Source organism: Paraburkholderia sediminicola (assembly GCF_046026895.1).
Taxonomy (GTDB): domain Bacteria; phylum Pseudomonadota; class Gammaproteobacteria; order Burkholderiales; family Burkholderiaceae; genus Paraburkholderia; species Paraburkholderia sediminicola_C.
This window is the reverse complement of record NZ_JAQQEU010000053.1, coordinates 12,116-25,148: the sequence shown is the minus strand read 5'-3', so window position 1 is coordinate 25,148 and position 13,033 is coordinate 12,116. Positions and strand designations below refer to the sequence as shown.

At 61.9% G+C, this 13,033-nt stretch carries 9 protein-coding genes and 1 pseudogene; 8 read left to right on the top strand and 2 right to left on the bottom strand.

All coding sequences use genetic code 11. The features are described from left to right. The first annotated feature begins 32 nt into the window (after window positions 1–32). The 8 genes and pseudogenes from PQR02_RS28410 to PQR02_RS28375 all read left to right on the top strand — a co-directional run bounded on the left by PQR02_RS28410 (window position 33) and on the right by PQR02_RS28375 (window position 11,119). Window positions 33–1,535, top strand: a complete 1,503-nt coding sequence (locus tag PQR02_RS28410) for an ABC transporter substrate-binding protein (protein ID WP_408239253.1) — start codon at window positions 33–35, stop codon at window positions 1,533–1,535. A gap of 6 nt (window positions 1,536–1,541) precedes the next feature. Then, entirely contained in the window at window positions 1,542–2,486 is a 945-nt protein-coding gene (locus PQR02_RS28405) for an ABC transporter permease (RefSeq protein ID WP_408239250.1), read from the top strand. Continuing rightward, window positions 2,486–3,382 carry an ABC transporter permease gene (locus tag PQR02_RS28400; RefSeq protein WP_408239247.1) on the top strand — a complete coding sequence of 299 codons (897 nt, stop codon included), beginning with the start codon at window positions 2,486–2,488 and terminating at the stop codon, window positions 3,380–3,382. Before PQR02_RS28405 ends, PQR02_RS28400 begins: the two co-directional genes overlap by 1 nt. A gap of 62 nt (window positions 3,383–3,444) precedes the next feature. Further along, window positions 3,445–5,082, top strand: a complete 1,638-nt coding sequence (gene ggt / locus PQR02_RS28395; RefSeq protein ID WP_408239244.1) for a gamma-glutamyltransferase — start codon at window positions 3,445–3,447, stop codon at window positions 5,080–5,082. A gap of 104 nt (window positions 5,083–5,186) precedes the next feature. Continuing rightward, window positions 5,187–5,701: pseudogene (locus PQR02_RS28390) on the top strand (transposase); the annotation flags it as partial. Window positions 5,702–6,376: 675 nt separating this feature from the next. After that, on the top strand, window positions 6,377–7,999 hold the full coding sequence (locus PQR02_RS28385) for a gamma-glutamyltransferase family protein (RefSeq protein ID WP_408239241.1): 1,623 nt from the start codon (window positions 6,377–6,379) through the stop codon (window positions 7,997–7,999). Between the two features lie 125 nt (window positions 8,000–8,124). Beyond that, window positions 8,125–9,621: an ABC transporter substrate-binding protein gene (locus PQR02_RS28380; RefSeq protein ID WP_408239238.1), complete on the top strand. Its 1,497-nt coding sequence runs from the start codon at window positions 8,125–8,127 to the stop codon at window positions 9,619–9,621. Between the two features lie 313 nt (window positions 9,622–9,934). Further along, window positions 9,935–11,119, top strand: a complete 1,185-nt coding sequence (locus tag PQR02_RS28375; RefSeq protein ID WP_408239235.1) for a porin — start codon at window positions 9,935–9,937, stop codon at window positions 11,117–11,119. A gap of 31 nt (window positions 11,120–11,150) precedes the next feature. On the opposite strand, the gene PQR02_RS28370 is transcribed toward PQR02_RS28375, so the two are convergent. Both PQR02_RS28370 and PQR02_RS28365 read right to left on the bottom strand, forming a co-directional pair. Continuing rightward, the gene (locus tag PQR02_RS28370) at window positions 11,151–12,188 is read right to left on the bottom strand and encodes a LysR substrate-binding domain-containing protein (RefSeq protein ID WP_408239232.1); all 1,038 of its coding nucleotides are present in this window, start codon (window positions 12,186–12,188) and stop codon (window positions 11,151–11,153) included. Between the two features lie 240 nt (window positions 12,189–12,428). Continuing rightward, complete coding sequence (locus tag PQR02_RS28365) at window positions 12,429–12,731, bottom strand: M20/M25/M40 family metallo-hydrolase (protein ID WP_408239229.1); 303 nt, start codon at window positions 12,729–12,731, stop codon at window positions 12,429–12,431. Window positions 12,732–13,033 lie beyond the last annotated feature (302 nt).

Sequence of the window (13,033 nt, the reverse complement as noted above, 5' to 3'; positions counted from 1 at the left end):
TTTTTGAATTGGAAGAAAAAGGGAAAGTCCTCATGCGAAGAATGTTGATTGCCGCGGCGCTCGCACTCAGCGCTACCGCCGCGATGGCCCAGAGCAGCCAGACGATACGGATCGGCTTGCAGGACGACATCGGTTCGCTCGACCCCGCACGCAGCGTACAGCTTGTCGACCGGATCGTGTTTGCGTCGCTGTGCAATGCGCTGGTCGATATCACGCCCGACCTGAAGATCGTGCCAATGCTGGCGACGTCGTGGACGACGAGCGCCGACGGCAAGACGCTCACGTTCAAGCTGCGTCAAGGGGTGAAATTCCAGGACGACGAGCCGTTCAACGCGGCGGCCGTGAAGGCGAACCTCGACCGCGACCGCACGCTGCAAACGAGCAACCGCAAGAGCGAACTGGCGTCGGTCGATCACGTCGACGTGATCGACGACTACACGGTCGCGATCGCGTTGAAGCAGCCGGACGCCGCGTTGCTCGCGACGCTGACCGACCGCGCCGGCATGATGCTCGCACCGAAGACGCTGGCCGATCCGGCCGGCGTCGCCGCGCATCCGGTGTGTTCCGGCCCGTACAAGTTCGTCCAGCGCGTGCAGAACGATCGCGTCGTGCTCGAGAAATTCCCCGGCTACTGGGACGCCGACAAATACCCGGTCCAGCGCGTGATCTTCCTGCCGATTCCGGACAGCACCGTGCGCCTCGCGAACCTGCGCTCGGGTTCGCTCGACATGCTTGAGCGCCTCGCGCCGTCCGATGTCGCGTCGGTCAAGAGCGACGCAAACTACAAGTTCGCGCCGGTCAGCGGCTTCGGCTACTACTACGTTACGTTCAACATCGGCAACGGCAAGCGCAGCAACGCGGTGCTGAGAGACAAGCGCGTGCGGCAGGCATTCGACCTCGCGATCGACCGCGACGCGATCAACCAGGTGATCGGCGCGGGCATCTTCGCGCCGGCGAATCAGGCGGTGCCGAGGTCGAGCCCGTACTACAATGCTTCGCTGCCGACGCCGCATCGCGACGTCGCGAAGGCGAAGGCGCTGCTGAAGGCGGCGGGCCACGAGCACGTGGACATCGAGTTCACTTACCCGAACAACACGGTGTCGAGCCAGATCGTGCAGATGATGCAGGCGATGGTCGGCGAAGCCGGCTTCAACCTGAAGCTGCGGCCGACCGACTATGCGACCGAGCTCAATGCCGCGCACAGCGGCGACTTCGAGGCGATGTACCTCGGCTGGTCGGGCCGCGTCGATCCGGACGGCAACCTGCATCAGTTCAACACGTGCGCCGGCAACCTCAATTACGCGCGTTACTGCAACCCCGAAGTCGACCGCTTGCTCGACGCCGCGCGCGTGAAGCTGACCGCCGCGGACCGCAAAACGGAGTACGACGCGGCGTCGAAGCTGCTCGCCGACGACGATCCGATCATCTATGTCTATAGCCAGCCGTGGCCGTTCGAGCTGTCGAAGAAGGTGCAAGGCTTCACGTCCTATCCCGACGGCCTGATCCGCCTGCGCGGCGTCAGTGTCAAGGGCTGACCGATCATGCTGCAGACCATTGCAAACCGCGTGCTGGTCGCCATTCCGACGTTGATTCTCGTGTCGATGCTGATCTTTGGCCTGCAGAAGCTGCTGCCCGGCGATCCGGTAATGGCGATGGCCGGCGAAGATCAGGATCCGCAGTTGATCGCGTCGCTGCGCGTCAAGTACCACCTCGACGAGCCGGTGCCGACGCAGTACGCGCTGTGGGTTCGCGACGTCGTGCACGGCGATCTCGGCGCATCGCTGCGCACCGATGTGCCGGTGACGTCGCTGATCGCGCAGAAGCTGCCGGTCACGCTGCAGCTCGCGGCGATGGCGATGATCTTCGCGATCGGTATCGGCATTCCGGCGGGTGTCATCTCCGCCGCAAGCCGCGGCGGCGCGCTGGATTACGGCGCGAACGTCTTCGCGCTGTCCGGCATGTCGATCCCGAACTTCTGGCTCGGGATCATGCTGATCTTCATTGTGTCGGTGCGCTGGCATCTGTTGCCGTCGTCCGGCTACGTGTCGCCGACCGAAGACTTCTGGCTGAGCATCAAGACCATGCTGATGCCCGCGTTCGTGCTCGGCGCCTCGCTCGGCGCGCAATTGATGCGCCACACGCGCAGCGCGATGCTGAGCGTGCTGCGCACCGACTATATTCGGACCGCGCGTGCCAAAGGGCTGCTGCGCGGCACCGTCGTCGTCAAGCACGCTTTTCGCAACGCGCTGGTTCCGATCGTCACCGTGCTCGCGCTGCTGTTCGGCGAACTGCTCGCGGGTGCGGTGCTGACCGAGCAGGTATTCACGATCCCCGGCTTCGGCAAGCTCATCGTCGATGCCGTGTTCAATCGCGACTATGCGGTCGTGCAGGGTGTCGTGCTCGTCACCGCGCTGTGCTTCATCGTCGTGAACCTGTGCGCCGACGTGTTGTACGTCCTCCTCAATCCCCGACTGAGACGCAGCTGATGGCTACTCCCGCCACCCCCGTTCACGCGTCGGCCGCTGCGTCGCAGACGACCGTACTGCCGCGCCGCAAGCGCCGCGGAGTCGTAAAATTCATGCGCAATCGCGCCGCCGTGTTTGGCGCGGCGCTCGTGCTGCTCATCGTCTTCATGGCGGTATTCGCGCCGTGGCTGTCACATTACGACCCGGTGCAGGCCAGCTTCATGACCGTGCGGCAGGCGCCTTCGGCCGCACACTGGTTCGGCACCGACGAACTCGGCCGCGACGTGCTGAGCCGTCTGCTGTGGGGCGCGCGTGCGTCGCTGCTGGCGGGCGTCGTGTCGGTCTGCATCGCGGTCGTGATCGGCGTGCCGCTCGGCTTGCTGGCCGGCTATTTCGGCAAGCTCGTCGATGGCGTGATCTCGCGAATCGCCGATGCGTTGCTGTCGATTCCGTTCCTGATCCTCGCCATCGCGCTAGCTGCGTTCCTCGGACCGAGCCTGACCAACGCGATGGCGGCGATCGGCATCTCCGCGATGCCGCGCTTCGTCCGGCTGACGCGCGGCCAGGCGATCACCGTGAAGGCCGAGGAATACGTCGAAGGCGCGCGGGCAATCGGCCTCGGCAACGCACGGATCATCGTGCGGTACATCCTGCCGAACGTGCTGCCGCCGATCATCGTGCAGGCCAGCCTGACGATCGCGACCGCGATCATCGCCGAAGCGAGCCTGTCGTTCCTCGGGCTCGGCCAGCTGCCGCCGTCGCCGTCGTGGGGTTCGATGCTCAACACCGCGAAGGATTTTGTCAGTCAGGCGCCTTGGATGTCGATTTTCCCGGGCATCGCGATCTTCCTCGCCGTGCTCGGTTTCAACCTGCTCGGCGACGGTCTGCGTGATGCGCTCGATCCGCGCGAGTCGTAACCGGATTCCATCACCGCTTCAATTGGCCGACTGCCCTCTCATCACTTTCGTTTGAGTTTTCAATGACACGTTTCAATTGGCAAAACCCGTATCCGACACCCCGCTTGCCCGTGTTCGCGCGCAACATCGTTTCGACGTCCCATCCGCTTGCCGCACAAGCCGGCTTACGCATGTTGTGGAAAGGCGGCAATGCCATCGATGCGGCGATTGCCGCGGCCGCGGCGATCACGGTCGTCGAGCCGGTCTCTAACGGCCTTGGCAGCGACGCGTTCGCGCTCGTCTGGGACGGCAAGAAGCTGCATGGCCTGAATGCTTCCGGCGTATCGCCGGCGGCATGGAACGTCGATTACTTCAAGCGTAAGTACGGCGAGGAAAACGGTCTCGCGAAGCACCCCAAGCGCGGCTGGGATGCGGTGACGGTGCCGGGCGTGATCGCCGGCTGGGAGGCGTTGCATCAGAAGTTCGGCTCGCTGCCGTTCGCGGACCTGATGGAGCCGGCCATTGAGATTGCCGAGCGCGGGCATGCGGTGGCGAGCGTCGTCGCGTACAAGTGGGCGGCGGCCGTGCCCGAGCTGAAGAACCAGCCGGGTTTCGCCGACACGTTCATGCCGCGCGGCCGGGCGCCGGAAGTCAGCGAACTGGTGCGCTTTCCCGGTCACGCGAAGACGTTGCGCAAGCTCGCTGAACAAGGCCCGCGCGCGTACTACGAAGGCGAGATCGCCGAACAGATCGCCGCGTTCTCGCGCCAGGGCGGCGGCGCGCTCACGATGGACGACCTGCGCAACTACCGCGTCGACTGGGTCGAACCGATCAGCAAGGACTATCGCGGCCACACGGTGCACGAGATTCCGCCGAACGGCCAGGGCATTGCCGCGCTGATCGCGCTCGGCATTCTCGAACAGTTCGACGTGGGCTCGCTGCCGGTTGACGGCATCGAATCGCAGCACCTGCAGATCGAAGCGATGAAGCTCGCGTTTGCCGACGTCTACCAGTACGTCGCCGATCCGCGCTCGATGGAGGTCACGCCCGAACAGATGCTCGACGACGCGTACCTGAAGTCGCGCGCGAAGCTGATCGACCCGAAGCGTGCCACGCAGTTCGACTTCGGCATGCCGAAGGCGGGCGGCACGATCTACATGTCGGTGGCCGACGAGCGCGGCATGATGGTCAGCTTCATCCAGTCGAACTACATGGGTTTCGGCTCGGGCATCGTGGTGCCGGACTCCGGCATTTCGCTGCAGAACCGCGGCTACGGGTTCTCAATGGATCCGAAGTCGGCGAACGTGGTGGAAGGCGGCAAGCGACCGTTCCATACGATCATCCCTGCTTTCCTGACCCAGCAGGTGGACGGCAAGCAGGAAGCGGTGATGAGCTTCGGCGTGATGGGCGGCGACATGCAGCCGCAAGGGCACCTGCAATCCATCGTGCGAATGCTCGACTACGGCCAGCAGCCGCAGGCCGCATGCGACGCGCCGCGCTGGAAGGTCAATCGCGACTTCTCGGTCGACGTCGAGGCGACGCTCGATGAGGACACGGTGCGCGCGCTCGAGGGTCTCGGCCATACGATCAAGTCGGTCGAGGATCCGTATATGGACTTCGGCTCCGGCCAGTACATCTGGAAGCTCGATCGCAACGACCCCGAACGCGGTTATGTCGCCGCGAGCGACACCCGGCGCGACGGACTGGCCGCCGGGTTCTGATCCGGACAGCCGTACCGTACAAGATGCCTGAGCCTCGCAGGTGGCGCCCCGCCGCTTGCGGGGCTCGGCCGCCAATCATGTGCTTGGTGAAGCGCTCCATAGCCCGCCTCGCCCCCGACCAGGTCCGGTGTCATGATGGCACGCCGTTGCCGCCCGAGCTGCGTGAGCGCCTGCTGCGCGAGTGCGAACGGCTCGCGCTGGCGGAGCAGCAACTCGCGGCGCTGGAGAAGACGCGCCAGGCGAGCCTGCCGGCACCCGCGCGCCAGCGAAGCGATGACCTTGCGCGCTTGAAGGGGATTGGCGAAGTGGGCGCGTCGCGCCTCGCGCTCGAGCTGTTCGGGCGGGAGTTCAGCAACCGCCGCCAGGAGGGTGCGTGCGTCGGGCTGGTGCCGCAGCCCTATGACAGCGGCGAGAGCCAGGTCGACCAGGGGATCAGCAACAGGGCAACCGGCGGGTGCGCGCGCTGCTGATCGAGATGGCGTGGACCTGGCTGCGCTACCAGCCCGACAGTGCACTGACACAGTGGTTCAACCCGCGCACGCAGGGCAGGGGGCCGAACCGCCGCGCGCGGCGCATCGCCATCGTCGCTGTCGCACGGCGACTGGTGATTGCACTATGACGCTACCTGAAGGACGGCGTTATTCCTGAGGGCGCACAGATGAAACGAGTCTGAGATCGTATTGCATGGCGATAGTGATGCCACGACAGTCGGATCACTTGTTGTTCCCATGGTTGAAGTGGACATGCCCGTGCGCCCCCTGGGTTGCCATCGCAACCGATTCTTAGATGGAGCATGTCACCCGGACAAGATTCCGGCGCAGCGCGCATGCAGGATGGGGCTGCCGAACCGCCAGCGGATTGAAGGTTGTGAAACGTTGGATCGTCTCACGAGCGCCACGGCCGGCTTCAGGCAGGGACGTGAATTCGATTGCAGCAATGACTGGGCGACGTGGAATGTGGCTGGTATGTTGGCGAGCGCAATAGCGCGCGCTCACCAACATACGACAGCATATTGCCTCTTCCCAGTGTCAAGGGTTCGCTACGCCAGGCTTCGCCTGCCCTTGACCCAGTCATACACTCTCGCAAGGAGATGTGGAGGAAGTTGGTCGACGATTCGCGAGCGGGCCTTGACAAATTACTGCTCATAGAAGTCTGACCCACCATCAACGCTATTGCTGCGGCACCGTCCTGGTTCCGTAAAGAAAACCTTTATCCCCATGGAAATAAATTTTGGTCATTGAGGAAAAAATGGCGTTTCATACTGCGTTTCCAATTCATCATGAAGTGAACCGCGATGCAATTTGACTGGGGCAACCCCTATCCGTCCACTGCCAAGCCGTTCTTCGCGCGCAACGCCGTAGCGACGTCGCACCCGCTCGCAGCACAGGCCGGCTTGCAGATGCTGCTCGCCGGGGGTAACGCAGTCGACGCGGCGCTGGCCACTGCCGCCATGCTGACCGTCGTGGAACCCGTATCGTGCGGTTTTGGTGGCGATGCCTACGCGATAGTGTGGGACGGACACACGTTGCATGGACTGAACGCGACAGGCGTGGCTCCGCGCGCGTGGTCGCTCGATTTTTTCCGAGCCCGCCACGGCACCGACGCAACGGGACTCGCTCAGCAACCTATGCGCGGGTGGGATTCCGTCACCGTGCCCGGCGTCGTATCCGCGTGGGCGGAAATGCATCGACGCTTCGGCACTCTGCCGCTTGCCGATATCCTCGAACCCGCTGCCGTGATTGCCGAGCGCGGGCATTTGATTGCGCCAGCCGTCGCGCGCAAATGGACTGAGTTGGCACCGGTGCTGGAACAGCAACCCGGCTTCGCGCAAACTTTCATGCCGCACGGGCGCGCGCCGCATATGGGCGAGAAATTCCACTCGCCCGGCCATGCCTATACGTTGCGGCTGCTCGGCCGTGAAGGCGCGGCAGCGTTCTACGAAGGGGAACTGGCCGAACGCATGGTGGCCTTCGCTCGCGAGACTGGGGGCGCTCTTGATCTGACCGATTTGCGCGAGCATCGAGCCGAATGGGTCGATACCATCAGCCGCGATTACCGCGGCTATACGGTGCATGAACTACCGCCCAACGGCCAGGGCATTGCGGCGCTGATCGCGCTGGGCATTCTCGAGCGCTTCGACTTGCGAGCATGGCCTGTCGATTCGGCACAGTCACAGCACTTGCAGATAGAAGCGATGAAGCTCGCGTTTTCCGACGTGTACGAGCTTGTCGGAGACCCGCGCTGTATGACGGTCTCGCCGGCCGAAATGCTGGACGACGCGTATCTCGATGCGCGTGCCGCGTTAATCGACCCGCACCGTGCAGGCTCGCCGGCGCCCGGCCTGCCGAAGCCAGGTGGCACGACGCAAATCAGTACCGCGGACGAACGCGGCATGATGGTCTCGCTGATTCAGTCGAACTATCGCGGTTTCGGTTCCGGCGTGGTGGTCCCGGCCACCGGCATCAGTTTCCAGAACCGCGGCGCGGGCTTCTCGATGGACCCTAAGTCGGTCAACGTGGTGCGGGCCGGCAAGCGGCCGTTCCATACCATCATGCCCGGTTTCCTGATGCGCGACGGCAATCCAGTGATGAGCTTCGGCGTGGTGGGTGCCGAGGTGCAGCCGCAGGCCCACGTGCAAACCCTCGTACGGATGCTCGACTACGGGCAGCAGCCGCAAGCTGCGTGCGACGCACCACGCTGGAAGCTCAATCGAGATTTCACGCTCGACGTCGAAAGTGCGGTCAATCCCGGCGTGCTGAGGGATCTGCAGGAGATGGGGCACACGTTGAAGCCGCACGGAGACCAGCACGTGGATTTCGGCTCGGGCCAATTCATCTCGCGGCTCTCGGACAATCCGGATCATGGGTACGTAGTGGCAACCGATGGTCGTCGCGATGGCCGCGCCGTGGGATATTGAAGTGCGATTTTGATCCTGACAGATCGATCAGGTACCCCACCTGATCGATGACGCGTGCATGGTTCCAAGGTATCAGGCCGGACGGCAGATCGCCGATCAATGTAAAGCGAATAGAGGATAGGATCATGCGGAAGGTAGCAGTTGCAGGAATCTTAATGCTGGGAGCCGGTACAGCGATGGCGCAAACTCTGCGCATCGGGCTCGAGGACGATATCGGCACGATCGACCCGCATCGCAGTCTGCAAATGGTGGACCGGATGGTATTTGCATCCATGTGCGATTCGCTGATCTCCATCACGCCGGACCTGAAGTTGACGCCTAAGCTGGCCACTTCATGGACGGTCAGTCCCGACGGAAAAACCGTTACGCTGAAGTTGCGCAAGAATGTTTCATTCCAGGACGGAGAGCCTTTTAACGCCGCCGCAGTGAAGGCCAATTTCGACCGCGAATTGACCTCCCCTGTCAGTGCCCGCAAATTGGAACTGGCATCGGTAGACCACGTGAGCGTGATTGACGAGTCTGCGGTTCAGCTCTCTCTGAACCATCCCGATGCTGCGCTGCTAAGCATGCTGTCGGACCGGGCGGGAATGATGCTCGCGCCGAAAATCCTGTCCAACGACGACGAGATCTCGCGACACCCGATTTGTGTCGGCCCTTATCAGTTTTCTCAGCGAGTACAGAACTACCGCATCGTACTCAACAAGTCGCCTACCTACTGGGATGCCGCGGCGTATCCGATCCAGCAGGTGATCTACATGCCTGTTCCGGACGGAACTGTACGGCTTGCCGACCTGCGCTCGGGCTCGATCGACATCGCCGAACGCATCGGCACATCCGACGTCGATTCAGTGAAGCGCGATGCGAGCCTGCACTTCGTCATGTCGAACGGTCTTGGCTTCATGGGCATGACCTACAACCTTAATAATGGACCGTCGGCAGCCGGCCCATGGCGCGATGCCCGCGTGCGTGAGGCGCTCAGCCTCTCTCTGGACCGCGGCGTGATCAACCAGGTGGTCGGTGCCGGCATGTTCGCACCGGCTGTGCAGGCTATCCCGCCGACAAACCCCTATTACGACAAGGCGCTGACAATTCCGCAACGCGATGTCGCGCGAGCACGCGCTCTGTTGACCGCGGCCGGCTACCCGAACGGTGTCGATATCCAGTTGTTACTGGGCAATAGCACCTCGACCATGCAACTTGCCCAGGTAATTCAGGCGATGGCGGCCGAAGCCAACATACGCCTGAAACTGATTCCCGCCGATTTTTCAGCGGCTCAAGCGGCCGCGATCGGTGGCAAGTTCCAGGTGATCTTGCGGCCGTGGTCGGGACGCATCGACCCCGACGGCAATCTGCTGCCGTTCGTGTCGTGCAAAGGTGCCATGAACTATGGCCACTTCTGCGACCCGCAGGTCGACTCCTTGCTAGTGCAGGCGCGCAGCGCTTCGGGCCCGGTGGAACGCAAGTCGCTATACGACCAGGTGTTCCAGCTCATCGCCAGGGAACAGCCGATCACATACCTCTATTTCCCGCCTTTGCCGTTCGCCTTAAGCAACAAGGTCGGAGGGTTTGTCGCCTATCCAGACGGGTTGATTCGTCTGCGTGGCATGACCCTCAAATCGTAACTCCCCATGCGCTAAAACATGGGGCCACGCGCGGGCCGAAAAGCATCCGGTAAAGAAGGTGCGCGCCCCTCTGCGGGGCGCCGGCGAGCGCTGATCGAACCGGGCTGGCGCAGCATCATAAGACGAGCGCTTTAGCGCCTCAATAATGGCGGGGCTCGACAAGAGCGGCCAGAGCCTACTGTGTCATCCGCAGGCGCAACGTACCTATACATCGCGCAGGGGTAGGCTCGTCCATTCGAATAATTTAGGACTATTTATTTGTATATCGGCATTAGCAAGCGCAATACAGGAAAATCTCAACCGGAGAAACGTAATGAAAAAGAGGATGTGGATGGCCGCCCTTTCGGCTGCGGGGGCGGCTTCGGTAGTACCGGGGCTCGCACATGCTCAAAGCAGTGTAACGTTGTACGGCATTATCGATACCGGCATCAACTATGTCTCCAACGCTGGGGGACAGCACCAGTACGCAATGAGTAGCGGTTACAACAGCGGCAGCCGCTTCGGCTTTCGCGGTACCGAAGACCTCGGTGATGGTCTCAAGACTGTGTTCGACCTCGAAAACGGCTTTGACAATACAACCGGCAAGGCATCGCAGGGGGGCTTGCTGTTCGGCCGGCAAGCGTACGTTGGCCTGTCCTCGCGCACCGCGGGTACCGTGACGCTCGGGCGACAGTACGACCTCGTGGTGGACGAGGTGGGACGCTTCGCCTTTGCCGCGCTAGGTGGCGGCAGCTCATCCGCGCATTCGGGCGACATTGACAATCTGCACAACACGTACCGGATCAATAACGCCGTCAAGTACGTGACGCCGACAATCGGCGGTTTCCGTTTCGGCGCACTGTATGGGCTTGGCGGAGTCAGCGGCGACGCGTCGCGCAACCAGGTTATATCGGCCGGCATGCACTACGTGTACGGGGCGTTTGCGGCCGGGGCCGGCTACGTGAACGCCCGAAACCCCAATATCAGCTTCTTCGGAACGAGCTCGCAAACCACGTTGACCGCCGCGACGACAAACGCGACCTCGCCGGCCTTCAGTGGCTTCCTGTCGGCGCATACGTATCAGGACATTGCGGTGGGCGCCAGCTATCGCTTCGGTAAAGCGACAATCGCCGGCACGTATTCGAATATCGCGTTCAAGGGGGTTGGGGATACTACCTCGGGGCCGAATCCGTCCCACTATTCCGGTACAGCCGTGTTCAACGATGCCGAGGTCAGCGTTCAATACGACCTGGGGCACGCCATTAGGGTTGGGATGGCGTACGACTACCTGAAAGGCAACGGCATCGATTCAAACCCGGGCGCCATCTACAACCAGGTGGCGGCGAATGCCGCCTATTATTTCTCGAAACGCACTTCGGTGTACCTGGTCGGCGTCTATCAGCACGCATCGGGCACTGACTCTCGCGGTAAGGCCGCGGTCGCGGCCATGAACCAGCAAACGGCGTCCACGTCCGCCAGCCAGTCTTTGGTGCGAATAGGATTACGAACGGTGTTCTAGTGCCACCTGCACGGCGCGGGCCGTTGTCCTGTTAAGGAGGGCACCGTGACGGCTTCGTGTCGAAGGCATCCACGGCGCGGAGGGCAGTGCTCCTTACCGCGGGCATGGTCAGGCGCTCGCGGAGCGCCTGCATGAGATAGGGGCGCATCACGTCGGTGCGCGCGAGGATGCCCACCTCGCGCGGGGTGCTCGGGACTGGCAGCGGAATGATGCGCAGCAGGGGATCGTTTTGCCACGTCGCATTGCGCAACAGTGGCACGATGGCGACGCCGATATCCTGGCGCACCAGTTCGATGATGGTCTCGAGCGAGTCCAACTCCACGAGCTCGTTGACGGCAATGCCCTGGCGCTGCACCGCCAGCTCTATCAACATGCCTGTGCGCTGGCTGCGATCGAAGGACAAGAACGGACGATCGCGCAACAGCCCGGCCGCACTGCCCGCCCGGGCTGTAAGTGTTTCGCGGTGAGCTACCAACACAAGCGGTTCCTCATACAAGGTGCGCCAATCGAACGGCTTTGGCAGGCTTTCCTGTAACCGCACGATAACGGCCGCGTTGATCTCGCGCGCATTGAGACGCGCGCGCAACTCCAACGATTTGCCAGTCACCAGACGCAGGTCCAGGCGCGGGTGCGCCGTCTTCAAATCGGTAATCTGCGTGGCGAGCGATGCCATCGCCGAAACCACCGAACCGAGCGTCACCGATCCGACGAGCATCTCGTCTTCCTCCCAGGCGTCGCTCAGCCCATCGTAAAGGGCGACGATCTGTTCGATGCGCGGCAGCAGAGCCAGCGCATTGCGGCTGAGTGCGGCAGTACGCCCCTGACGGTCGAACAGCGGGATGTTGAGCTGCTGCTCGAGGGATCGCATTTGCATGCCGACAGCGGCCTGAGTGACTGACACGTGTTCAGCCGCGGCAGCAAATGAGCCGTACTGCGCGATCGCAATAAACGTCTTGAGAAATCGGATGGAGCTCATCGGGAGAAAGCCCATGCGCCGCGCCAATCGACGCGGCAGATTTGAATGCGGCGCCGCGAAGCCGCCAAGAATAAAGATAAGCTTTGAATACACCGAAAATAATTCGATACATTTAACGGATTATTTTTCTTCAATATTCTCTTGTCAATAGCGGACTTATGCGAATGAAGAGTTTGCGCGCGCGTGAATACTCGGCATTCGTCGCTCCGTGAACGCGCTCAACGCCGCTCAACGGAGCAACTATTGCCGACGGAAATGGATGGATATTTCTCCATTTCCGTGCGGCAGACGCGCCTGGGACAAGCAGCCTGGAAGTCAATGACGCACTGAAAATTAAACGAGATGAAGTGCGAGATTTCTAAACGTTTCGATTGAATTATAAAATTGTTCTTCTTCGATATATTCTGTCGGCATGTGAGCACATGAGATATGGCCGGGGCCATAAATCAGGCAGGGTGCAAGCTTGGAACACTCCGAAGCCTCCGTGCCCAGCCCAGAGACGGATGCACAACACCCCAAGATCCGTTCGGTGGCCTTTACAAGGTAATGCCCTTCATCAAGCTTGGGAGGAGGCGCCTCCATCTTGATCGTCAACTCGACGCCATGCGCAGTTGCCGAATCGCGAATTTCCTTCATTACAAATTCCGGATCGAAAGATTTCGAGTATCGAAATTTAACGAGGCAGGTCGCTAGTTGTCATGCAGCGTGACATCCTGACGGAGACGCAACTGCAGTTCCCTCAGATCGCTCAAGAACACCGTATCTGTTCTTCACTCCGTGGCCCCAGACCTGAATATGTGCGCCGGGTTCGAGGTAACCCGGAGACATCCGCAAGCGCTATGCCATGCGACTCAACTTCCCGGACAGGGCCTGGGGCAATGCAATAACGCAAGTGTCAGGCGACCCGACATCTGCCGTCGGATTGCTTGATACTCACT

Coding starts and splice junctions, on each gene's coding strand:
- PQR02_RS28375 (WP_408239235.1), top strand. CDS start 9,935: ATGAAAAAGAGGATGTGGATGGCCGCCCTTTCGGCTGCGGGGGCGGCT.
- PQR02_RS28380 (WP_408239238.1), top strand. CDS start 8,125: ATGCGGAAGGTAGCAGTTGCAGGAATCTTAATGCTGGGAGCCGGTACA.
- PQR02_RS28410 (WP_408239253.1), top strand. CDS start 33: ATGCGAAGAATGTTGATTGCCGCGGCGCTCGCACTCAGCGCTACCGCC.
- PQR02_RS28405 (WP_408239250.1), top strand. CDS start 1,542: ATGCTGCAGACCATTGCAAACCGCGTGCTGGTCGCCATTCCGACGTTG.
- PQR02_RS28400 (WP_408239247.1), top strand. CDS start 2,486: ATGGCTACTCCCGCCACCCCCGTTCACGCGTCGGCCGCTGCGTCGCAG.
- PQR02_RS28385 (WP_408239241.1), top strand. CDS start 6,377: ATGCAATTTGACTGGGGCAACCCCTATCCGTCCACTGCCAAGCCGTTC.
- ggt (WP_408239244.1), top strand. CDS start 3,445: ATGACACGTTTCAATTGGCAAAACCCGTATCCGACACCCCGCTTGCCC.
- PQR02_RS28365 (WP_408239229.1), bottom strand. CDS start 12,731: ATGAAGGAAATTCGCGATTCGGCAACTGCGCATGGCGTCGAGTTGACG.